This window comes from Nocardioides sp. YIM 152315 (assembly GCF_029210375.1).
In the GTDB taxonomy this organism is placed as follows: Bacteria; Actinomycetota; Actinomycetes; order Propionibacteriales; family Nocardioidaceae; genus Nocardioides.
In genome coordinates, this window is sequence record NZ_JARGER010000019.1 from 1 (window position 1) to 22,095 (window position 22,095).

The 22,095-nt window shown below is 71.7% G+C and carries 19 protein-coding genes; 12 read left to right on the forward strand and 7 right to left on the reverse strand.

The window, feature by feature from the left end; genetic code table 11:
• The first annotated feature begins 176 nt into the window (after positions 1-176).
• The 5 genes from PZ894_RS06625 to PZ894_RS06645 all read left to right on the forward strand — a co-directional run bounded on the left by PZ894_RS06625 (position 177) and on the right by PZ894_RS06645 (position 3,924).
• The gene (locus PZ894_RS06625; RefSeq protein ID WP_275743700.1) at positions 177-1,244 is read left to right on the forward strand and encodes a CoA ester lyase; all 1,068 of its coding nucleotides are present in this window, start codon (positions 177-179) and stop codon (positions 1,242-1,244) included.
• Positions 1,241-2,110, forward strand: a complete 870-nt coding sequence (locus tag PZ894_RS06630) for a CoA ester lyase (RefSeq protein ID WP_275743702.1) — start codon at positions 1,241-1,243, stop codon at positions 2,108-2,110. The genes PZ894_RS06625 and PZ894_RS06630 overlap by 4 nt, the downstream gene beginning before the upstream one ends.
• Positions 2,107-2,544 carry a D-aminoacyl-tRNA deacylase gene (dtd, locus tag PZ894_RS06635; RefSeq protein WP_275743704.1) on the forward strand — a complete coding sequence of 146 codons (438 nt, stop codon included), beginning with the start codon at positions 2,107-2,109 and terminating at the stop codon, positions 2,542-2,544. The genes PZ894_RS06630 and dtd overlap by 4 nt, the downstream gene beginning before the upstream one ends.
• Before the next feature lie 86 nt (positions 2,545-2,630).
• Entirely contained in the window at positions 2,631-2,774 is a 144-nt protein-coding gene (locus PZ894_RS06640) for a hypothetical protein (RefSeq protein ID WP_275743706.1), read from the forward strand.
• 43 nt (positions 2,775-2,817) lie between these two features.
• Positions 2,818-3,924, forward strand: a complete 1,107-nt coding sequence (locus tag PZ894_RS06645) for a matrixin family metalloprotease (protein WP_275743708.1) — start codon at positions 2,818-2,820, stop codon at positions 3,922-3,924.
• On the opposite strand, the gene hutU is transcribed toward PZ894_RS06645, so the two are convergent.
• The 3 genes from hutU to hutH form a co-directional block, all read right to left on the reverse strand.
• Positions 3,905-5,590: a urocanate hydratase gene (gene hutU / locus PZ894_RS06650; protein ID WP_275743709.1), complete on the reverse strand. Its 1,686-nt coding sequence runs from the start codon at positions 5,588-5,590 to the stop codon at positions 3,905-3,907. The two genes, PZ894_RS06645 and hutU, sit on opposite strands and share 20 nt — an antisense overlap.
• A gap of 123 nt (positions 5,591-5,713) precedes the next feature.
• Entirely contained in the window at positions 5,714-7,321 is a 1,608-nt protein-coding gene (locus PZ894_RS06655) for a methyl-accepting chemotaxis protein (RefSeq protein WP_275743710.1), read from the reverse strand.
• A 107-nt stretch (positions 7,322-7,428) separates the two neighbouring features.
• Positions 7,429-9,003: a histidine ammonia-lyase gene (hutH, locus tag PZ894_RS06660; RefSeq protein ID WP_275743711.1), complete on the reverse strand. Its 1,575-nt coding sequence runs from the start codon at positions 9,001-9,003 to the stop codon at positions 7,429-7,431.
• 220 nt (positions 9,004-9,223) lie between these two features.
• On the opposite strand from hutH, the gene PZ894_RS06665 reads away from it, so the two are divergent.
• From PZ894_RS06665 to PZ894_RS06680, 4 genes are all read left to right on the forward strand, one after another.
• Complete coding sequence (locus tag PZ894_RS06665) at positions 9,224-10,570, forward strand: choice-of-anchor P family protein (protein WP_275743712.1); 1,347 nt, start codon at positions 9,224-9,226, stop codon at positions 10,568-10,570.
• 59 nt (positions 10,571-10,629) lie between these two features.
• On the forward strand, positions 10,630-11,853 hold the full coding sequence (locus PZ894_RS06670; protein ID WP_275743713.1) for an MFS transporter: 1,224 nt from the start codon (positions 10,630-10,632) through the stop codon (positions 11,851-11,853).
• 93 nt (positions 11,854-11,946) lie between these two features.
• Positions 11,947-12,315, forward strand: coding sequence for a hypothetical protein (locus tag PZ894_RS06675; RefSeq protein ID WP_275743714.1), 369 nt, complete (start codon positions 11,947-11,949; stop codon positions 12,313-12,315).
• A gap of 36 nt (positions 12,316-12,351) precedes the next feature.
• Positions 12,352-13,119, forward strand: coding sequence for an IclR family transcriptional regulator (locus tag PZ894_RS06680; RefSeq protein ID WP_275743715.1), 768 nt, complete (start codon positions 12,352-12,354; stop codon positions 13,117-13,119).
• On the opposite strand, the gene PZ894_RS06685 is transcribed toward PZ894_RS06680, so the two are convergent.
• The 4 genes from PZ894_RS06685 to PZ894_RS06700 form a co-directional block, all read right to left on the reverse strand.
• The gene (locus PZ894_RS06685; protein ID WP_275743716.1) at positions 13,112-13,981 is read right to left on the reverse strand and encodes a carbohydrate ABC transporter permease; all 870 of its coding nucleotides are present in this window, start codon (positions 13,979-13,981) and stop codon (positions 13,112-13,114) included. The two genes, PZ894_RS06680 and PZ894_RS06685, sit on opposite strands and share 8 nt — an antisense overlap.
• The gene (locus tag PZ894_RS06690) at positions 13,978-14,958 is read right to left on the reverse strand and encodes a sugar ABC transporter permease (RefSeq protein ID WP_275743717.1); all 981 of its coding nucleotides are present in this window, start codon (positions 14,956-14,958) and stop codon (positions 13,978-13,980) included. The genes PZ894_RS06685 and PZ894_RS06690 overlap by 4 nt, the downstream gene beginning before the upstream one ends.
• A 75-nt stretch (positions 14,959-15,033) precedes the next feature.
• Positions 15,034-16,371 carry an extracellular solute-binding protein gene (locus PZ894_RS06695; RefSeq protein WP_275743718.1) on the reverse strand — a complete coding sequence of 446 codons (1,338 nt, stop codon included), beginning with the start codon at positions 16,369-16,371 and terminating at the stop codon, positions 15,034-15,036.
• Between the two features lie 50 nt (positions 16,372-16,421).
• Positions 16,422-17,447, reverse strand: coding sequence for a DUF4185 domain-containing protein (locus PZ894_RS06700; protein WP_275743719.1), 1,026 nt, complete (start codon positions 17,445-17,447; stop codon positions 16,422-16,424).
• 417 nt (positions 17,448-17,864) lie between these two features.
• Here PZ894_RS06700 and PZ894_RS06705 point away from each other — a divergent pair, with 417 nt between their 5' ends.
• The 3 genes from PZ894_RS06705 (at position 17,865) to PZ894_RS06715 (ending at position 22,082) form a co-directional block, all read left to right on the forward strand.
• Complete coding sequence (locus PZ894_RS06705; protein WP_275743720.1) at positions 17,865-18,866, forward strand: LacI family DNA-binding transcriptional regulator; 1,002 nt, start codon at positions 17,865-17,867, stop codon at positions 18,864-18,866.
• Between the two features lie 100 nt (positions 18,867-18,966).
• A complete protein-coding gene (locus tag PZ894_RS06710) occupies positions 18,967-20,448 on the forward strand; it encodes an FGGY-family carbohydrate kinase (protein WP_275743721.1) in 1,482 nt (493 codons plus the stop codon).
• Positions 20,445-22,082, forward strand: coding sequence for a hypothetical protein (locus PZ894_RS06715; protein ID WP_275743722.1), 1,638 nt, complete (start codon positions 20,445-20,447; stop codon positions 22,080-22,082). Before PZ894_RS06710 ends, PZ894_RS06715 begins: the two co-directional genes overlap by 4 nt.
• Positions 22,083-22,095 lie beyond the last annotated feature (13 nt).

Sequence of the window (22,095 nt, forward strand, 5' to 3'; positions counted from 1 at the left end):
CGCGCGGCTCGACGTACCCGACGACCTCGGGGTGGTTTCGAGACAGGCGCCAGGGCGCCTTCCTCAACCACCGTGACTCTGCGTGCCTTCCTCAACCACCGTGCCTCGAGGCGTCCGACCGGCGCGTGTCAGATCCGTCATACCGGCCGGTAACGCTGCGCTGCTACGTTCCGGCGATGAGCGGATCCCGCAGCGCCAAGGACTTCTTCCGGCCCCTCGCCGTCGGGGCGCCGACGCCGCTGACCGAGATCCCCGCGCGACCGAGCCGGGCGATCCACTTCTTCGATCCGAGCAACCCGAAGATGGCGGCGAAGATCCCGGACATGGTCGGCACCGTGGACGTGCTGCTCGGCAACCTCGAGGACGCCGTCAAGGCCGACAACAAGCTCGCCGCCCGCGAGGGCCTGGTCGAGATCGCGAAGACCACGGACTTCGGGCCCACGCAGCTGTGGACCCGGATCAACGCGCTCGACAGCCCCTGGGTGCTCGATGACCTCACCACCCTCGTCCCCGCCATCGGCGACCGGCTCGACGTGGTCATGGTGCCGAAGGTGCAGGGCGCCGAGGACATCCACTACGTCGACCGACTGCTGGCCCAGCTCGAGGCGAAGGCCGGCCTGGAGCGACCGATCCTCGTGCACGCGATCCTCGAGACGGCACGCGGCGTCGCCAACGTCGAGGAGATCTGCGGCGCCAGCCCGCGCATGCAGGGCCTCTCCCTCGGCCCCGCCGACCTCGCGGCCGACCGCCGCATGAAGACCACCCGCGTCGGTGGTGGACACCCCGGCTACCTGGTGCGCGAGGACCCCGACCCCGACCGGGCGGCGGCGAGCCGGGCGACCTACCAGCAGGACCTCTGGCACTACACGATCGCCCGCATGGTCGACGCCTGCGCGATGCACGGCATCTACCCGTACTACGGCCCGTTCGGCGACATCGCGGACACGACCGCGTGCGAGGACCAGTTCCGCAACGCCTTCCTCCTCGGCTGCGTCGGCGCCTGGAGCCTGCACCCGAAGCAGATCGCCATCGCCCACGAGGTCTTCTCCCCCAGCGTCGAGGACGTCGTGCACGCGCGTCGCGTGGTCGCCGCCATGGGCGACGGCACCGGCGCGGTGATGCTCGACGGGAAGATGGAGGACGATGCCTCCCTCAAGCAGTGCCTGGTGATGGTCGAGCTCGCCGAGCAGCTGGCGGCGATCGACCCCGAGCTGAAGGCGGCGTACGAAGGGATCGAGGCATGAGCGAGTTCACTCCCCTGCGCAGCGTGCTCTACATGCCCGGCTCCAACGAGCGCGCACTGGAGAAGGCCAGGTCGATCGCCTGCGACGGCCTCATCCTCGACCTCGAGGACGCCGTCGCGCCCGACGCCAAGGAGGGCGCCCGCGAGGCGGCCTGCACGGCCGCAGCGAGCGGCGACTACGGCCGTCGTACCGTCACCATCCGCGCCAACGCCCTCGGCACCGAGTGGCACGACGCCGACCTCGCCGCCATCGCCCAGGCCGGTCCCGACGCCGTCGTGGTCCCGAAGGTCAACAGCGCCGCCGAGGTGCACCAGCTCGTCGACGCCCTGGACAAGGCCGGCGCCCCCGACCACACGAAGCTCTGGGCGATGATCGAGACGCCGGTGGCGATCCTCGACGCGCTCGCGATCGCCCGCGCGAGCGAACGGCTGACCTGCTTCGTGATCGGCACCAACGACCTGGTCAAGGAGCTGTACGCCGAGCACGTGCCCGGCCGCGCGCCGATCCTGCCCAGCCTGCACACAGCCCTGCTCGCCGCCCGCGCGGCGGGCATCGCGATCCTCGACGGCGTCTACAACGACGTGAAGGACGTCGAGGGCTTCCTCGACGAGTGCGAGCAGGGACGACAGCTCGGCTTCGACGGCAAGACGCTCATCCACCCGGGTCAGGTCGAGGGCGCCAACAGCGCGTTCGCGCCCTCCGAGCGGGCCGTCGAGGACGCCCGCGGGCTGATCCGGGCCTGGGAGGACGGCGCCGGCACGGGCGTCGTCACCCACCACGGCAAGATGGTCGAGCAACTCCACGTCGAGTCCGCCCGCCGCACCCTCAGCATCCACGACGCGATCCGGGCCCTGAGCACCCGGTGAGGGCGGTCGTCCAGCGCGTCCTCGCGGCGAGCGTCACGGTCGACGGCGAGACCGTCGGCGCGATCGACGGCCCGGGCCTGCTGGTCTACCTCGGCGTCACCCACGACGACGGACCCGCCGACGTCACCTGGATGGCCCGCAAGGTCTGGGAGCTGCGGATCATGCGCGAGGAGCAGTCGGCTTCCGATCTCGGCGCTTCCGTGCTCGTCGTCAGCCAGTTCACCCTGTACGGCGACGCGCGGAAGGGTCGCCGCCCCACGTGGCAGGCGGCGGCGCCCGGGCCCGTGTCCGCACCGCTCTACGACGCGGTCTGCGACACCCTCGCCGGGCTCGGCGCGCACGTCGAGCGCGGCGTGTTCGGCGCCGACATGCGCATCGCCTCGGTCAACGACGGGCCGATCACGATGATCCTCGAGAGTCCCGGTCGGAGCTGAGCCCCCGCCGGCGGCCGGGTTTGGCCCCCGAGGGCCACGGGTACAGCCCGTCGTGGTCCAGCCCGGACCACGACAAGGGAGGGAACATGATCGTCCTCGGCGTCATCCTGCTGCTCATCGGCCTGCTGGCCGGCATCCCGATCCTGACCACGATCGGCGCGATCCTCGCGATCGTCGGTCTGGTGATCAACCTCGTGCCGATCGGCGGCACCCGGCGTCGGGTCTTCTGAGCGCACAGGTTTCCGGGAGCGCGAGACGGGGCATCCACGGCGCGTGAACCGACTCCGGGTGGCCCGCCTCGCGTGCCTGATCCTCATTGCCACGACCCTGACGACGCTGCCCCTCGCCGGCGCTGCGGCCGCCTCCGACCCCCTCGAGCGCGGCAGGAAGGTGACCTGGCACAACACCAGCTACACCGACGCCGACGCCGTCAAGATCACCGCGTCGGGGAAGCTGCGTGGCGGCAAGCGCAAGCTGCAGCTCCAGGCGAAGTTCCCCGGCGGCTGGCGCACCTTCGCCCGGGGGCACAGCAAGAAGTCCGGCAAGTTCCACGTCGACGGCAAGCTCAAGTGGTACGGCACGCACAAGGTCCGCGTCCGCGCCGGCGGCCGGAAGCCGTTCAAGCGGTCGACCAAGGTCCATGTCAGCCCGTCGTGGGCGCCGCGAGGTGCGGCGTCGTCCCACGGGTTCACCAAGAGCCGCGGCTACCGCTACCTGCTCGACCCCTGCCAGAAGATCCGCTACCAGGTGAACGCGTCCGACATCGGCCAGCCCGGCATCGACCTCGCCAAGCTGGCGATGGACCAGGTGGCCTGGGCGACCGGACTCAAGGTGCGGTACGCCGGCACCACCAACTTCGTGCCGTTCCGCAAGAAGCGCGGCAAGCCCAAGCGCGGCATCGACCTCGTCATCGCCTGGGCTCCGAGCACCGCGATCAAGGAGTTCCAGGGCACGACGGTCGGCGGGCTCGGCGGCCCGCTCCTGGGCCGCTCCGGCATCGCCCGGAAGGGTCACAAGAAGGTCTGGCGGATCCAGTCGTCCGGCGTCACCCTCAACACCGACCAGTGGGTCAACGGCACTCAGTACCAGGGCTGGGACGGGCCCACCTTCACCGCCGGCCAGGTGCTGCTCCACGAGATCGGCCACGCCTTCGGCCTCCGGCACGTCAACCACGCCGACCAGCTCATGTACCCGTCCAACGGGCTCCCGGACCCCGACGGCTACTTCCGGGCGCGCTACAGCGCCGGCGACCTCGCCGGGATGCAGAAGTCCGGCCTCGCGGCCGGATGCGTCCGGAAGGCGTTCTGGCACGCGCGGACCGCGCGGGTCGCCCCGGCGCCCATCCCCGAGCCGACGCCGGTCACCGTCCGGGCCGACTGACCGGGACCCGTACGCCGCGCTCGGCCGCGACCTCGACGGCGCGGTCGTAGCCGGCGTCGACGTGCCGGATCACCCCCGTGCCCGGGTCGTTGGTGAGCACGCGCTCGATCTTCTGCGCCGCGAGGTCGGTGCCGTCGGCGACGCAGACCTGGCCGGCATGGATCGAACGACCCATGCCGACCCCCCCACCGTGGTGGATCGAGACCCAGGTCGCGCCGGAGGCGGTGTTGACGAGCGCGTTGAGCAGCGCCCAGTCGGCGATGGCGTCGGAGCCGTCGAGCATCGCCTCGGTCTCGCGGTAGGGCGACGCGACCGAGCCGCAGTCGAGGTGGTCGCGCCCGATGACGATCGGCGCCTTCAGCTCGCCCGATGCGACCATCTCGTTGAACCTGAGCCCCGCGCGGTGGCGCTCGCCGTACCCGAGCCAGCAGATGCGCGCCGGCAGGCCCTGGAAGTGCACGCGCTCGCCGGCCATCGTGATCCACTTCCGCAGCCGCTCGTACTCCCTGGATTTCTCGGGAGGGAAGAGCTCGAGGATCGCCCGGTCGGTCGCGGCGATGTCGGCGGGGTCGCCCGAGAGCGCCGCCCAGCGGAACGGGCCCTTGCCCTCGCAGAAGAGCGGCCGGATGTACGCCGGCACGAAGCCCGGGAACTCGAACGCGCGGTCGTAGCCGCCCTTGCGCGCCTCGTCGCGGATCGAGTTGCCGTAGTCGAAGACCTCGGCACCCTTGTCCTGGAGCTCGACCATCGCGCGCACGTGCGCGGCCATGGACGCCTGCGCCTCCTTGGTGAACCCCTCCGGGTCGGCCGTGCGACGCGCCTCCCACTCCTCGAAGGGCACCCCGGCCGGCAGGTAGAAGAGCGGGTCGTGCGCCGAGGTCTGGTCGGTGACGATGTCGATCGGGGCGTCGAGCTCGAGCAGACGCGGCAACAGCTCGGCGGCGTTGCCGAGGACGCCGATCGAGAGCGGCCGCCGCTCGTCGCGGGCCTCGACGGCCATCGCCACGGCCTCCTCGAGGGACGGCGCCTGGACGTCGAGGTAGCGGTGGTCGATGCGGCGCTGGATGCGCGACTGGTCGCACTCGATGCAGATCGCGACGCCGTCGTTCATCGTGACGGCCAGCGGCTGCGCGCCGCCCATGCCGCCGAGGCCGGCGGTGACGGTGATCGTTCCGGCGAGCGTCCCCTCGAAGCGCTTGTCCGCGACGGCCGCGAACGTCTCGAACGTGCCCTGGAGGATGCCCTGGGTGCCGATGTAGATCCACGACCCGGCGGTCATCTGGCCGTACATCGTCAGGCCGAGGTCCTCGAGCCGGCGGAACTCCTCCCAGTTGGCCCAGTCGCCGACCAGGTTGGAGTTCGCGATCAGCACCCGCGGCGCCCACTCGTGGGTCTTCATCACGCCGACCGGCTTGCCGGACTGCACGAGCATCGTCTCGTCGTCCGCGAGGGTCGTGAGCGTGCGCACGAGCGCGTCGTACGCCTCCCAACTGCGGGCCGCCTTGCCGGTGCCGCCGTAGACGACGAGGTCCTCGGGACGCTCGGCGACCTCGGGGTCGAGGTTGTTCATCAGCATCCGCAGGGGCGCCTCGGTCTGCCACGACCGGGCGGTGAGCTGGGACCCGTGGGGCGCGTGGATGGGGAGGCGTGGGTTCGGCGTCGGCATGCCACCAGTGAACGAGGTACTCCGCGCCGTCGCCAGCCCTCCCGCCCTCGACGCCGTCTCACATACGAGACGGGCCCCGTCCTCGCCGAGGACGGGGCCGCGCCTCGTGCAGCCGGGTCTGCGTCAGACGCGGAAGCGTCCGACGGCCTCCTCCAGCTGCGCCCCCATGTCGGCGAGCTCGCCCGCCGACCGCTGCGCGTCGGTGACGCCCGAGAGCGTCTGGGCGGCGGCGTCGGCGATGCCTGCGACGTTGCTCGCGATGCCCTCGGAGCCGTTGGCCGCCTCGAGCACGTTGCGGTTCATCTCGTTGGTGGTGGCGGTCTGCTCCTCGACCGCGGAGGCGATCGTCATCTGGAAGTCGTTGATCTCCGCGATGACGGTGCTGATCTGGCCGATGGCGTCGACGGCGCCGGTGGTGTCGGCCTGGATGGCCTCGACCCGGCGGGCGATGTCCTCCGTCGCCCGCGCGGTCTCCTGCGCGAGCTCCTTGACCTCGCCGGCCACGACCGCGAAGCCCTTGCCGGCCTCACCGGCACGAGCGGCCTCGATGGTCGCGTTCAGCGCCAGCAGGTTGGTCTGCTCGGCGATCGAGGTGATCGTCTTGACGACCGACGCGATCTCCTGCGACGAGGTGCCGAGCTTGCCGACCGTCTCGGTCGTGGTCGCGGCGATGCCGACCGCATTGCCGGCCACCTGGGCAGCGGCGTTCGCGCTCTGCGCGATCTCGCGGATCGCCGACTGCATCTGCTCCGAGCCGGAGGCGACGGTGCCGACGTTGCGCGAGACGTCGCCGGCGGAGGTCGAGGCGACCTCGGCCTGCCGGGTGACGCCCTCGACGTTCGTGGCGATGGCACCGGCGGTGCCGCGCAGCTCGGAGGACGAGCCCGCGAGGCGCTGGGCGAAGTCGCGCACCAGCACCATGACGGCGCTGAGGGCGTCCAGGGTCGCGTTGAGGGAGCGGTTCATCTCGGTGATCTCGCGGGAGCCGGCGTCCTCGACCCGGACGGTCAGGTCGCCCTCGGCGACCCGGGCGAGCACGGCTCGGGTCGCGTCGATCGGGCCGACCACGGCGCGGGCGGTGACGACACCAAGACCGACGCTGAGGAGCAGGCCGGCGACGATGATGACGATGGTCAGGGTCCGGGCCGACTCGAAGGCGTCGCGGGCCGACGCCGCCTGGGCGGCGGCCTGCTCCTGCTCGGCGGCGTTGGCGGCGGTGATCGACTCCTCGGCCTGGGCGGCGTACTCGTCCATCTCGGCGATCGCGGCCGGCACGTCGGCGGGGGCGATCTGGCCGCTCTTCAGCTCGTCGAGCACGGCGTTGTTGCCGTCGACGGCGGAGGCGAAGGCCGCGACGTTGGCCGCGACGTCGTCGGGGAGGTCCATGCCCTGGACCTCGGCGATCCGGTCCACCAGCTCCTGCGAGGTCGCGGCGACGGCCTTCTGCTCCTTGGCCAGCGTGTCCGCCGGGATGCTCTCGATCGCGGTGCGGGCGTCGTGGGCGGCGTACTCCCACCACAGCACCTCGAGGCTGCGGGTCCCGTCGAGCTGGACGGTGCCGCGCTCGTAGACGGCCTCGGCACGGTCGCTGATGTTGTTCATGCGGGTCAGGGCGAAGCCGGCGATCACGACACTGGCCAGCGAGACCACGAGGAAGCCGGCGAGCAGGCGAGTCCGCAGCGACAGTCCGCCGAGGCGCGCGCCCAGGGAGACGGGCGAGGGGTTGGACACGGGTATACCTCCTGGTCGGGTCGCCTCTCGACCCGGGACAGAACGGTCCATCGACCGGATCGGTCCGGACCTGAGGGGTGGCCTTCCCCGGTGCCGCCCAGACGCGCTCAGCGGAGCTCGCCCACCACGCCCTCCGCGGCGCGCAGCACGTCGCCCGAGTCGACCAGGCCGACCGCGGCCTCGATCTCCGGCGAGAGGTGCCGGTCGGGACCGGGTCCCGCGATGCCCGAGGAGCGCAGCAGCGCGACCACGGCGCCCGTCGCCGGCGACGGCTCGAGCGGCGCACGCAGGTCGAGCGCCCGCGCGGCCGTGAGCACCTCGATCGCGACCACCCGGGTCAGGCCGTCGACCGCCCGACGCAGCTTGCGGCCGGCCGACCAGCCCATCGACACGTGGTCCTCCTGCATGGCGCTGGAGGGGATCGAGTCGACCGACGCGGGCACCGCGAGCCGCTTCATCTCGGAGACGATGGCCGCCTGCGTGTACTGCGCGATCATGTGTCCGCTGTCGACCCCGGGGTCGTCGGCGAGGAACGGCGGCAGCCCGTGGTTGCGGGCCTTGTCGAGGAAGCGGTCGGTACGCCGTTCGCTGATCGACGCCACGTCTGCGGCGGCGATCGCGAGGAAGTCGAGCACGTAGGCGATGGGAGCGCCGTGGAAGTTGCCGTTGCTCTCCACCCGTCCCTCCGCCGCGAGCACCACCGGGTTGTCGACGGCCGAGGCGAGCTCGCGCCCGGCCACGAGCGTCGCGTGCTCGACGGTGTCGCGCGCGGCGCCGTGCACCTGCGGCGAGCATCGCAGCGAGTACGCGTCCTGCACCCGGTTGCAGTCCGGACCCCGGTGTGACGCGACGACACCGGAGTCCGCGAGCAGCGCGACCAGGTTGGCGGCCGAGTCGGCCTGGCCCGGGTGCGGGCGAAGCGCCTGCAGCTCGGGGGCGAACACGCGGTCGGTGCCGAGCTGCGCCTCGACCGACATCGCCGCGGCCACGTCGGCGGTGCGCAACAGCCGGCGCAGGTCGGTGATCGCCAGCACCAGCATCCCGAGCATGCCGTCGGTGCCGTTGATCAGCGCCAGGCCCTCCTTGGCCGCCAGCTCGACCGGCGTGAGGCCGGCGGCGGCCAGCGCCTCCGCGGCGGGGAGGAGCGTGCCGGAGTTGTCGCGCACCTCGCCCTCGCCCATCAGCGCCAGCGCGCAGTGCGACAGCGGCGCCAGGTCGCCCGAGCAGCCGAGCGAGCCGTGCTCCCGCACCACCGGCGTGATCCCGTGGGTCAGCAGCGCCGCGAGCAGCTCTGCGGTCTCGCGGCGTACGCCGGTGTGGCCGGTCGCCAGCGTGGAGAGGCGCAGCAGCATGAGGGCCCGCACCACCTCGCGCTCGACCTCGGCCCCGGAACCGGCAGCGTGCGACCGCACGAGGGAGCGCTGCAGCTGGGCGCGCATCTCCGTCGGGATGTGGCGGGTCGCGAGCGCGCCGAACCCGGTCGAGACGCCGTACGCCGGGATCGGCGCCTCGGCGAGCTCGTCGACCACCGCCCGGGCGTGATCGACGGCGATCAGGGCCTCGTCGTCGAGCCGGACCGACGCGCCCTCCCGGGCGACGCGGATCAGGTCGTCGACCGTGACGGCGCCGACGCCGACCTCGACCTCGACGGGCGGGCGGGCAGGGGGCGCACCGGTGGTCATGGTCGCCATCCTCCCCGCCGGTGCCGGGCGTCACCAGCGCGCCGGCGCACGCGCGCGTCTGGGATCCGAGACCGTCGGGCGCAGGCCGGCGTGACCCGGCTCACAGTAACGCGTTCTACCTATCGGGGTTGTACCCCGCGAAGCGGGGGCAATCACACGTCGACGCTCGACCTCGGGCCGGGAGGGAGCATCCCGGACGAGCTGACCCGGAGGGATGTTCATGCCACGACCCAGACCCCGTGCCGCCCTGACCGCCGCCGTCGCCGCGACGTTCGGCCTCGTCGCCCCCATGGCGCTGGCCGGTCCAGCCGACGCGGGACGACCGGCGCAGGAGAGTCCCGCCCAGGACGGCCGGAGTGCCGCCCCGGGCTCGGACAGGTCGACCGACGTGAGCGCGACCGAGCGCAGGCGCGGTCGCACTCCCACCGAGTTCGCGCTCCGCAGCTCCGGCTTCGCGACCGACGTCAAGGGCGGTCAGATCCCCGCCGCTGCCGGCGCCACTGCCCTGGCGGTCATCGGGTGCACCAACAAGGCGGGCATCGACCGCAGCAACGACCTGGCATCGGTCGAGATCCCCGGCCTCGGCACGGTCTCCGCGACGAAGACGCGCACCTGGACCAGCCAGACCGGCGACGAGGTGGCGGTCACCACCCGGCACAGCGTCGGCGAGGTCGTGCTCAGCGACTCGCCCCTCGGCACGCTGAGCCTGTCCGCGATCACCACCACCGCGAAGGCGTCGCACGACGCCAGCGGCTTCCACGCCTACACCAACACCGACCTCGGCGGCCTGACCTTCACACCGCCCGAGGGACAGCCGCAGGAGCTGAAGCTCCCTGTGCCGGGGCAGCCGATCACGATCCCGAACGTCGCGACCATCTCGCTGGGCTCGACCTGGACGCGGGAGAAGAAGGACAAGGCCCGGGCGTACGCCAACGGCCTCCTGGTGCACCTCATCCCGACCGATACGCGGGTGCGCGTCGCGCACGCGGGCACCGAGATCTTCAGCGGCATCCGCAAGGGCGTCTTCGCGGGCTCGGCGTACGGCGTGAGCGGCTCGCTCGGCGGCGACCTGGTCAGCCTCGGCCGCAACCCCGTGCAGCGGGTCCCCTGCCAGGGCACCGGCGGCGAGGTCCGGAAGTCGTCGCTGGCCGGCATCGACCTCGCCGGCCAGGTGAAGATCGGCGCGATGACCAGCGAGGGCATGGGCACCCAGACCGACGGGACCTGGGGCTTCGCCCGGGCGAAGGTCGCCGACATCGACCTCGGCGGGGCGCTGAAGATCGAGGGCATCGTCGCCCAGGCGACCGTCGAGCGGAAGGGCAGGAAGATCAAGCGCAGCTGGGACGGCTCGTCGCTCGGTGCGGTGACGGTCAACGGCGAGCGGATGACCTTCCCCGACACGGGCCCGCTCGAGATCCCGGGAGTCGCCAAGCTCGAGCCGCTGGTCGTCGAGAGGCTCAAGACCGGGATGAAGGTGGTCGGGCTCCGGGTCTCCCTGCTCGACGGCACCGGCGCCGTGCTCGACCTGGCGACCGCGCGGCTACGGATCGGCCGGAGCGGCAACTAGCCGGGCCACACTGCAAGACAGCGGCGGACGCACGGGCCGGCGCGGCGTTGACTGGGGGCGTGTCTCTGCGCCAACGACCGGGCCAGGCCGCACCGGACCGTTCCGTCCGCACCGTCGGCACCGCGCGCCGGTGGCTGATGCTCGCGGCGAGCACCCTGGCGCAGGCCGCGGCCGCGGTGATGATCCACGGTCCGGCGTTCCTGATCCCGGCCCTGCACTCGCGGGAGGGGATGACGCTCGCGGAGGCCGGGCTGGTCGCGGCCGCACCGACGGTCGGCGTGGTGCTGACGCTGGTCGCCTGGGGATGGGTGACGGACCGGCGCGGCGAGCGCTTCGTGCTCCTGATCGGCCTCGGCGCCACGGCGCTGGCCGGCCTCGCGAGCGCGCTGTCCGGCGGACTCGCGCTGCTCGTCGTCACGCTCTTCCTCGCCGGTGGCGCGGCGGCGAGCACGAACGCCGCGAGCGGGCGGGTGGTCGTGGGTTGGTTCCCGCCCGAGCGGCGCGGGCTGGCGATGGGCATCCGCCAGATGTCCCAGCCGGTCGGAGTCGGTGTCGCCGCACTCTCGATCGCGGTCACCGCCGACGCGTACGGCGTGCACGCAGCGCTGTGGGTGCCGACCATCGCCTGCGCGCTGGCCGGGCTCCTCGTCGCCGCGGTCGTGGTCGACCCGCCCCGGCCGGGACGCCGCGAGGGCGCGGCGGTCGGCAACCCCTACCGCGACGACTCCTACCTCGCCCGCATCCACGGCGTCTCGGTGCTGCTGGTCGTGCCGCAGTTCCTGGTGTGGTCCTTCGCGCTGGTCTGGCTCGTGCAGGACCGGGGCTGGTCCCCCGCCGCCGCGGGCGCGCTGGTCGCGGTCGCGCAGGTGGCCGGCGCGCTCGGCAGGATCGCGGTGGGCCACCTCTCCGACGTCGTCGGCAGCCGGATGCGCCCCCTGCGCTGGGTGGCGCTCGCAGCGGCGCTCAGCATGGCGCTGCTCGGCCTCACGGCTGCTCTCGACCTGGCGGTCGCCGTGCTGCTGGTCGTCGTCGCCACGCTCGTCACGGTCGCCGACAACGGCCTCGCGTTCACCGCGGTCGCCGAACGCGCCGGGCCGCACTGGTCCGGCCGGGCGCTCGGCATGCAGAACACCGCGCAGTTCCTCGCCGCCTCCGCCGTGCCGCCACTGGCCGGGCTGGCGATCGGCCACCTCGGGTACGCCGCGGCCTTCGCCGTCGCCGCCCTCTTCCCCGTCGTCGCCGCACCGCTGGTGCCGACGCGCGCGGAGCGACCGCTCTCGTGAGGCCCGTGCGCCGTGACGCGGACCGGGCAGGAGTACGGGACGGCAGGGCGGGTACGGCGTTCCTGGGTCGGGGGACACCACCGAGGAGGGGTCATGACCACCACCATCATCGTCATCGCCGTCGTGCTCGTGCTGCTGATCGCGGCCGCGGCGGTCCTGACCACGCGTCGCCGCCGCAGCCACCAGCGCCACCGCGCGACCCAGGCGCGCTCCCGCGCCGCCGACCACGTCGAGCCGATCCGGGACTCGCAGCGGGATGCCGCCGCGTCCGAGAGCCGGGCGGCGGTCGCCCGGGCGGAGGCGGAGCGCGCGGAGCAGGAGGCGGCCGAGGCCCGTCGCGGCCTGCAGATGGAGCAGGCGCGCCAGGAGGACGCCATCCGCGAGGCGGACGCCATCGACCCCGACGTCGACCACCGGGCCGACGACTACGAGCCCGGCACGGGCACGCACCGCAAGGGCTGACCCGGCCCGGCCCGGCCCAGGCCGTACCCTGCGGCCATGAGCCAGGTGCCGGCCGCGACCCGCGCGATGCGGGTGCTGCGCTTCCTGGCCGGCCAGCCCGACCCGGTCCCGCTCGACCGGATCATGCGCGCCTGCGAGCTGCCCCGCAGCACGACGTACCACCTGCTGAACGCGATGATCGACGAGGGTTTCGTCGTCCACGTCGCCGACGAGCACCGCTACGGGCTGGGACTCGCGGCGTTCGAGCTCGGCAGCGGCTACGCCCGGCAGGAGCCGCTCCAGCGCCTGGCCCGCCGCCCGCTCGCCGCCCTGGTCGACCGGACCGGCCACTCCGCGCACCTCGCGGTGCTGCACGGCCGGGAGGTGCTGTACGTCGTGGAGGAGCGCGCGCCGGGGCGGCCGCCGCTGGTGACCGATGTCGGAGTCCGGCTCCCCGCGCACCTGACGGCCAGCGGCCGGGCGATCCTCGCCGACCTGTCCGCACCGCAGGTGCGGGCGCTCTACTCGCAGCCCTCCGACTTCGTGGATCGGCACGGAGTCGGACCGCGCACCTTGAGCGGGCTGCGCCGGGTGCTCAGCGACACCCGGCAGCGCGGCCACGCCACCGAGCACGGCGAGGTGACGCCGGGGCTCGCCAGCGTCGCGGCGGCGGTGCTCGACCACAACCAGCATCCGGTCGCAGCGGTCGCGGTGACCTACCCCGACCCCGAGGACCCTCCTGGGCTCAGCGAGGCCGTGGGCGCCACCGCCGCTGCCCTCACGCGCCGGATCGGCGGCCGCCCGGCCACCGGGCCACCTACTTGATGCCGGCCATCCGGACGCCGGAGACGATGTAGCGCTGGAAGATCAGCAGCAGGATGATCGTGGGCAGGGTGGCGATGGCCGAGCCGGCCATGAGCAGGCCCCACTCGACGCCGCGCTCGGACCGGAAGTTGCCGAGGACCTGCATGATCTGGGTCAGGTTCGGGTCGGTGATGGTGAGCACCGGCCAGACGTAGGCGTTCCAGTAGGCCAGGAACGACGCGCACCCGACGACGACGAACGGCGCCTTCGACTGCGGCAGGAAGATCGTCCAGAAGATCTGCCAGCGGTTGGCGCCGTCGATCAGCGCCGCCTCCTCGATCGCAGCGGGGTGGCCCAGGTAGAACTGGCGCAGGAAGAACATCTGCAGCGACGACGCGACGCCCGGGATGATCAGCACCGCCATCGTGTTCAGCATGCCGAGCTTGGTGACGACCATGAACGACGTCAGCAGGATCGCCATCATCGGCACGAACATCGGCGTGATGCAGTAGACCCACCAGAACCGCTTGAACCTGAAGTCCAGCCGGGCGAAGGCGTAGGCGGCGAGCGAGTTCACCAGCAGGCTCAGCGCGGTGAAGACGAGCGCACCGATGAACGTCACGGTCATCGCGCGCATGAACTCGTCGTCCTGGAGCATGTCGACGTAGTTCTGGGGGTCCCACGTGTCGGGGAAGAACTGGAACGGCGACCGCAGCACTTCGGTCTTGCTCTTGAACGCGGCGATCGCCATCCACGCGACGGGGAAGAGGATCGCGATCGCGATCAGCAGGGTGAAGAGGCCCTTGATCGTCCGCTGCGCGACCGTGCCGTGCATCTGGCTCACCCTTCCCGGTGCCGCGCCGCTGCGCTGGTCGGAGCTCATGCGTCGATGGCCTTCTCGGAGCGGAGCAGCCGGAAGATCACCAGCGAGATCGCACCGAGGACGAGGAACAGCAGGAGGGCCGCCGCGAGGGAGAAGCTCGTCGAGTACGGCGTGTTCTCCCGGAAGCTGTCGAAGATGAAGAGGTTGGGCGTCTTCGTGGCTCCCACGGGGCCGCCGTTGGTCATGATCAGGGGCAGCTGGAACTCCTGGATGGTCAGCGTGAATCCGGTGACCAGCAGGAAGAGGAAGACGTTGCGCAGCAGCGGGATCGTGATGTACCAGGTCTGCTGGAGGAAGCTGGCCCCGTCGAGCGCGGCCGACTCGTAGTAGCTCTCGGGGATCTCGTTCAACGCCGAGAGCAGGATCAGCGTGCTGACGCCGAGGCCGAGCCAGACGCCGGCGAGCGCGACCGCGGGCAGCGCGAAGGTCGGGCTGTTCAGCCACGCGATCGGCTCGATGCCGACCACCCCGATGGCCGCGTTGATCAGGCCGGCGTCCTGCCCCATGAAGGCGAAGAGGATCGCCGCGATCACGCTGGAGAGCACGGCGGGCAGGTAGACGACCGTCTTCATGACCGACGCCGTCCGGCCCCGCAACGTCTTGATGAACATCGCGAGGATCAGCGAGATCACCATGCCGGTCGGCACGACCATCACCGCGTAGGTCACGCCGACCTTGATCGAGTCCCAGAAGCGCTCGTCGGTGAGCACGTAGCGGTAGAACTGGGTGCCGACCCACTCGTTGCCCAGGTAGAAGTTGATCGAGTGGAGGCTCAGCCAGAACGAGTAGACCAGCGGCCAGAACACGAAGATCCCGAGCAGCACCACCATCGGCGCGATCATGAGGTAGGCCGTCAGGTCGGACTGGAGGTGCCGGGGCGTCGCGCTCGGACGCGGCGTACGTCGGCGCGCCCGACCCCGTGGTCCCGGGGCCTGCGGCGTTGCCTCGACGGCCACCCTCGTGTCCGCTGTGGTCATCGCCTTCGCCTCCTCGTGGTCGGATGGTGGGGGCCGGCCGGCGCCCGGGTCGAGCGGGCGCCGGCCGGGATCCTGTCAGCCTTCGCCGGCGCCGGCGAGGCCCTGCTTCTCGATGATCTCGTCCATGGCGTCGTTGGCCGTCGCCAGGGCGTCCTCCGCGGAGGCACTGCCCTTCATGACCGACTCGATGGCGGTGGCCATCGCGTTGGAGATGTCGATCGGGTAGGCGGGCTCGGGCATGCCGTACGGCACGACCTGGTCGGAGATGGTCTGCATGAACGGGTCCTCCTTGGCCTTCGGGTCGTTGGCCAGGACCTCGTCGACCGAGGTGCGCACGGTGTACTTCGACAGCCCGCTCATCTTGAAGAAGTCGGCCATGATCTCCGGGTCGCCCGCGACCAGGTAGTCGATGAACGCCGCGGCGGCCTCGGGGTCGTCGGCCTTGCCGTCGACCGTCAGGGTCCACCCGCCGAGCGTGGCGGTCGGCTTGGTCTCGTCGCCGTCGATGCTCGGGAACGGTGCCACGGCGGTCTTGTCGACCAGATCCGGGAAGTCGTTCTTGAGCTGGCCGATGGCCCAGGAGCCGTTGGCCATCATCGCGACCTCGCCCTCGCCGTACGGCAGGGCGTCGGGGTAGGCGACCTTGGGCGTCTCCGGCATGAAGCCGCCCTGGTAGAGCCGGGTGTAGAGGTCGATGAGATCGGCGTAGCACGGGTCGGTGGCGTCGGCGGAGGACCAGTCGCCACGGAGCGGGAAGTCACCGCAGGCGTTGAGCTGGAGGCCCCAGCTCGACCATGCGAGGTCGCCCTGCGTCGAGGCGATCGTCATGCCCTTGGTCTTGCCGTCGGTGAGCGCCTCCGCCCAGCTCACGAGCTCGTCCCAGGTCGTGGGTGGGCTGTCCGGGTCCAGGCCGGCGGCCTTGGCGAGGTCGGTGCGGTAGTAGAGCACGGTCGACGGCTCGACGAGCATCGGGTACGCGTAGTGCTTGTCGTCGACCGTGACGAACTCCTTGACGTTGTCCTTGATGTCGGCGAACCGGTCCTCCGGGAGCAGGCCGTCGAGCGGCATGAACTGTCCGGACGCCGCGCCGGGACGGATGCCACCGTAGTTCGTGGTCGCCACGTCGGGCTGGTTGCCGGCGGCCTGGGCGGCCTTCAGCTTCTGCTGCCACGCCTCGGCGGGTACGACGACGTACTCGACCTCGACCTCGTCCTGTGAGGCGTTGAAGTCGTCGACGTGCTGCTTGAACCACTCCTGCTGGTAGTCCTCGAACTTCTGCTGCCAGAAGATCACGTGGGCCTTGCCGTCGGACTCCTCGTTGTCGCCACCGGACCCGCCACAGCTGCTCAGGACCAGGGAGGCAGCCACGACTGCGCCCGCGGCGGACCACAGCTTTCGTCTACGCAGGGACATCGAATCTCCTTTGTCGGGGTGTGCGGCGTTGCTCGTCAGAAGTGCCCAGGTCACTTCGCGACCAGGTCGGCCCGGTACCAATACACGTTGTACGGATCCCACTTGGACAGGCTGAAGTAGATCGTCCTGCCGTGGTCTGCGGTGTAGCCCTGCTTCAGGTAGGGCGCGTAGAGCCCGGGCACGTCGCTCTGCGAGAGAAGGGTGACGGGATCTCCCCACGGACCCCACGGGGTCGGCGCCTGCCGCAGCGCGGTGCCGGCGTCGGCGCCGTCGCTGTAGCTCATCAGCCAGCTGTCGAGGTAGTCGTTCCAGACGACCGACAGCTCACCGACCGTGTCGTCGACGATCGTCGCGGCGTCCTCCATCCGCTCGCTCCATCGCGGCTCGTCGTCATCCGTGCCGACGAAGTAGCGATAGGCGTCGAGGTCCTCGACGTCCCGCGTGGGCACCTTCATCAGCTGCACGCCGCCGAAGCGGCCGGCGGGCACCGACCAGAAGAACAGCTCATCGTCGATCTCGGCGACGCTGACCTGGACGAAGTTGGTCTCGCCGGGCCAGCGGGGCTCGTCGAGGACCGTCCAGGTGCGACCGGCGTCGGTCGACTTCGCGAGGCCGGCGTGGTTGGCGTCCCACACGCCCGGGTCGCCCCAGTGGTTGACGGACATGAACTGGAGGTACATCGCGCCGTTGGCCTCGAACCCGTACGTCGGGATCGCGGTCATCTCGACGTGGTCGACCTTCTGCGACGGGATGAGCTCGGCCGCCCGTCCGGCCTCGTCGAGGACGAAGCCCTCGAGCGTGATGCCGTCGGTCGGGTCCTCGTCGGTGGTCCAGGCCAGCGCGTTGGAGCGCCACTCGGTGCCGCCGCCTCCGGTCAGGCCCGGCTCGCGCTGGCCGAAGGTGTCACCGAAGACGAACCAGGTCTTGCCTCCCGCCTCGAACATCGAGCCGAGGTCGGTGCCGGCGATCTCGTAGGCGTCGGTGTGGTTCGGTGAGTCGGGTCCGGTCAGCCGCGACACCTCGGTCACGTCGGAGACGCCGCTCAGCGTCCGCGTCGGCGTGGCCTGTGCCGTCATTGCTGTCCCTCCGGAGTCTGCTGCGGAGTCTGCTGCGCAACCGGCGATCGCGGCGATGACGACGGCGGCGCCGGTGCCCAGGGTCACCGTTCGCACACGGGCGATGGAGATCCGCATCGGGCCGACACTCCGTCCACCGCGAGAAAACGATTACTGGCGCGAGTATGTGGCAGCGGTCACACGCTGTCAAGGAGGGGCCAGGAATCGATTTCTCGCGATGCTCGTGGGGACTCGGTCGCGCGGTTCCACCGCCGACCCGCGGAGCTCGGCGGTGGGTGTCCCGGGGGTTGGGCAACCGATTTCTCGGAAACCGCGCGGACCGGCCGTCGATGGATCCGCCGGGTGTGGATTCCCGGGATCCTCGGGGCATTCGAGGGGCTAGGGTGGCGCAAACATCCCGGCAGAAGGAGGTCCGACGTGGCTGTCACGATCCGTGACGTCGCAGCCGCCGCCAGCGTCTCACCGGCCACCGTCTCCCGGGTGCTCAACGGCAAGGTCGAGGTCGCGGAGGACCTGAGGATCCGCGTCGAGGCCGCGGTGGACCAGCTCGGCTACCGCCCTAACGGGCTGGCCCGCAGCCTGCGGACCCGCGCCACGATGGTGCTCGGCGTGGTCATCGCCGACGTCACGAACCCCTTCTTCACGGCGATGGTCCGTGGCATCGAGGACGTCGCCCAGGCGGTCAACTACTCCGTCGTCCTGGCCAACGCCGACGAGGACCTCGCCAAGGAGCGTCGCTACCTCGAGGTCGCGGCCGCGGAGCAGATGGCCGGCGTGGTGCTCTCCCCCGCGTCGTCGCGGCGCACCGACGTGTCGGTGCTGGCTCGACACGGCATCCCGCTCGTCACCGTCGACCGGCAGCTCCCCGGCGGGGCCGTGGACAGCGTCTCGATCAACAACCATCTCGCGGCCCGGCAGGCGACCGAGCACCTCGCGGCGCAGGGCTGCCGCCGGATCGCGTTCGTGTCCGGTCCCTCGGTCACCAGCACCGGCCAGCGCCGCCTGGCCGGCTACCGGGCCGCGCTGCGCGCCTCGGGTCTGCGCAGCGACGACGACCTCGTCAAGCGCGCCGACTTCCGCGTCGACGGTGGCTACGAGGCGACCGTCGAGCTGCTGTCCTCCCGCAAGCGGCCCGACGGGCTGCTGGTCTCGAACAACCTGATGGCCCTCGGCGCGCTCCAGGCCCTCCAGGAGAAGGGGGTCGACATCCCCCGCGACCTGGCGTTCGCGAGCTTCGACGGCATCAGCTGGGCCCGCACGCTGCGCCCGACCCTGACCGTGATCGAGCAGCCGACCTACGAGATCGGCCGGCGTGCGGCCGAGCTCCTGCTCGCCCGTGTCGGCGGGGACGACGGCCCCGCCCGGGACGTCGTGCTTCCCGCCGAGCTCAAGATCGGCGAGTCCTCCTCGCGGCTCTGAGCCACCTCGGTGGTCGAGGAGCGCCCTCGTCCCTCGCTCCGGAGCAGTCCCACCACCGGGGCCCTTGATCGTGAAAACGATTTCTGGCACCCTCCTCGCCATGACCGACGCAGTGCTCGGCGTCGACATCGGGACCTCCAGCAGCAAGGGCGTCCTGGTCGACCTGTCCGGACGGATCCTCGGCTCCGCCTCTCGTGAGCACACGGTGTCCCGTCCGGCGCCCGGCCACGTCGAGATGGACGCCGAGGTCTGGTGGGACGAGTTCGTCGCGATCAGTCGCGAGCTGCTGTCAGACCGGGCCGTGGAGGTGCGGGCGGTCGGCGTCAGCGGGATGGGCCCCTGCGTGCTGCTGACCGACGCCGACGACGTACCGCTGCGCCCGGCGATCCTGTACGGCGTCGACACCCGCTCCGGCGCGCAGGTCGCGGGGCTGACGGACCGGTACGGCGATGCCGAGATCCGCGAGCGCTGCGGTTCCTCGCTGTCCTCGCAGGCCGCCGGCGCCAAGGTCGCCTGGGTCGCCGACGAGGAGCCCGACGTGTTCGCCCGGGCCAGTCGGCTCTACATGCCGAGCTCGTGGCTGGCGCAGCGGCTGACCGGCGCCTACGTGCTCGACCAGCACTCCGCCAGCCAGTGCACGCCGCTCTACGACGTCGACGCGGTCGGCTGGTACGAGCCGTGGGTCGACGACATCTGCCCCGATCTCGAGCTGCCCGAGCTGCGCTGGCCGGGCGACGTCGCCGGCGTCGTGCACGCCCGCGCGGCCGAGCAGACCGGGCTCCGGGTGGGCACCCCCGTCATCACGGGCACGATCGACGCGTGGGCGGAGGCGCTCAGCGTCGACGCGCACCACGTCGGCGACCTGATGCTGATGTACGGCACCACGCTCTTCCTCATCAACACGGTGCGCGACAAGGTCACCCATCCGTCGCTGTGGGGCACGACCGGCGCGCTGCCCGGCACCCGCTCGCTGGCCGGCGGCATGGCGACCTCCGGCGCGATCACCGGCTGGCTGCGCGACCTCTTCGGCGGCACCGGCTACGCCGAGCTGGTCCGCCTCGCCGAGGCGTCCCCGCCGGGGAGCAACGGGCTGCTGATGCTCCCCTACTTCGCGGGCGAGCGGACCCCGATCATGGATCCCGACGCGCGCGGGGCGGTGGTGGGGCTGACCCTGTCCCACGGCCGCGGCGACCTCTACCGGGCCGCGCTCGAGGCGACCGCGTTCGGCGTCCGCCACAACGTGGAGACGATCCGGGCCGCGGGCGGCGACGTACGCCGCGTCGTCGCCGTCGGCGGCGGCACCCAGGGCGGCCTGTGGACTCAGGTGGTCAGCGACGTCACCGGGCTGACCCAGGTCGTCCCGGAGCAGACGGTCGGCGCCAGCTACGGCGGGGCGCTGCTCGCCGCCCAGTCCGTCTCCGACGTCTCCATCCGGGACTGGAACCCGCCCCGCGCGACCGTCGAGCCCGACCCCGCCCACCGCGTGGTCTACGACGACCTCTACGGCCGCTACCGCGACCTCTACACCTCGACCCGCGACCTCGCCCACGCGCTCGCGGACCTTCAGAAGGAGCACCGATGACCCAGTACGCCATGCCGGCACCGATCGTCCGGCCGGACGCCGCGCCCGACACCGTCTACACGATCGCCAGCGGGGACCTGCGGCCGAGCGCGAACACCACCTGCTGGCCGACGCAGCATCGGCTCGAGTCCGACCTCGAGGCGGCGCTGGCCGGGCTGGGCTGGAAGGTGCAGCGTGGGCACGCCTTCGACGAGGTGAAGGGCCACGGCTTCATCGACAGCCAGCGCGCCGGTCTCGAGGTCTTCAAGACGCTGCCGTCCGACGCGCCGCTGATCGTGGTCGAGGCGGTCTGGCAGTACAGCCACCACGTGCTCGCGGGCCTGCGCGGCCACCGCGGGCCGATCCTGGTGGTGGCGAACTGGGCGGGCGAGTTCCCGGGCCTCGTCGGGCTGCTCAACCTGACCGCGAGCCTCACCAAGGCGGGCGTCGGGCACTCGACGCTGTGGAGCGAGGACTTCACCGACGAGTGGGCGACCGCACGCCTGGCGACGTGGCTCGAGACCGGCCGCATCGAACACGACCTCGGCCACGTCCGCGACCTCGCCGAACTGCCAGCCGGCGCCGAGGCCGACCTGGGCCGCGCGCTGGCCGCGCAGCTCCAGGACGAGAAGGCGATCATCGGCGTCTTCGACGAGGGCTGCATGGGCATGTACAACGCGATCTTCGACGACGAGCTGATCAACCCGCTCGGCATCTACAAGGAGCGTCTCTCGCAGAGCGCGCTGGTCGCGGAGATGGGCCGGGTCTCCGACGAGGAGGCGCACGCCGTACGCCGCTGGCTGGACGAGGCCGGGCTGGACTTCCGCACCGGCACCGACGAGGCCAGCGAGCTCACCGACGCCCAGCTCCACAGCCAGTTCAAGATGTACGTCGCGGCGCTGCGGATCGCCGACGACTTCGGCCTCGACGCGGTAGGCATCCAGTACCAGCAGGGGCTCAAGGACGTCGTACCCGCCTCCGACCTGGCCGAGGGTCTGCTCAACGATCCGCACCGCCCGCCGGTCACCTCGCGCGACGGCGCACGCGAGCTGTACGCAGGGGTCGCGCTGCCGCACTTCAACGAGGTCGACGAGGGCGTCGCGGTCGACTCCCTGGTCACCCACCGGCTGTGGACCGCGATGGGCATGGACCCCTCCACGACCCTGCATGACATCCGCTGGGGCGGCGAGTACGACGGCCGGTACGTCTGGGTGTTCGAGATCTCCGGCTCGGTGCCCGCCTCCCACAACGGTGGCTACGACCGGTCGTGGAGCATGCGGCAGCCGCCGATGTTCTTCCCGCTCGGCGGCGGCACCCTGTCGGGTGTGTCGAGGCCGGGCGAGATCGTGTGGTCCCGCGTCTTCATCATGGACGGCGAGCTGCACGTGGACCTGGGTCGCGGCACCGTGGTCGAGCTGCCGGAGGAGGAGACCCGGCGCCGGCTCGACGCCACCAACCCGGAGTGGCCGATCATGCACGCAGTGCTGCACGGGGTCGGCCGCGACCAGCTGATGGCGCGCCACAAGGCCAACCACGCCAACGTCGTCTACGCGCCCGACGCCGAGACCGCCGACAGGGCGCTCACGGCCAAGGCCGCGCTCTTCGACGCCCTCGGCGTCCACGTCCACCTCTGCGGCGACGTCACCCTCGGCTGAGCCTCCCCGCCTA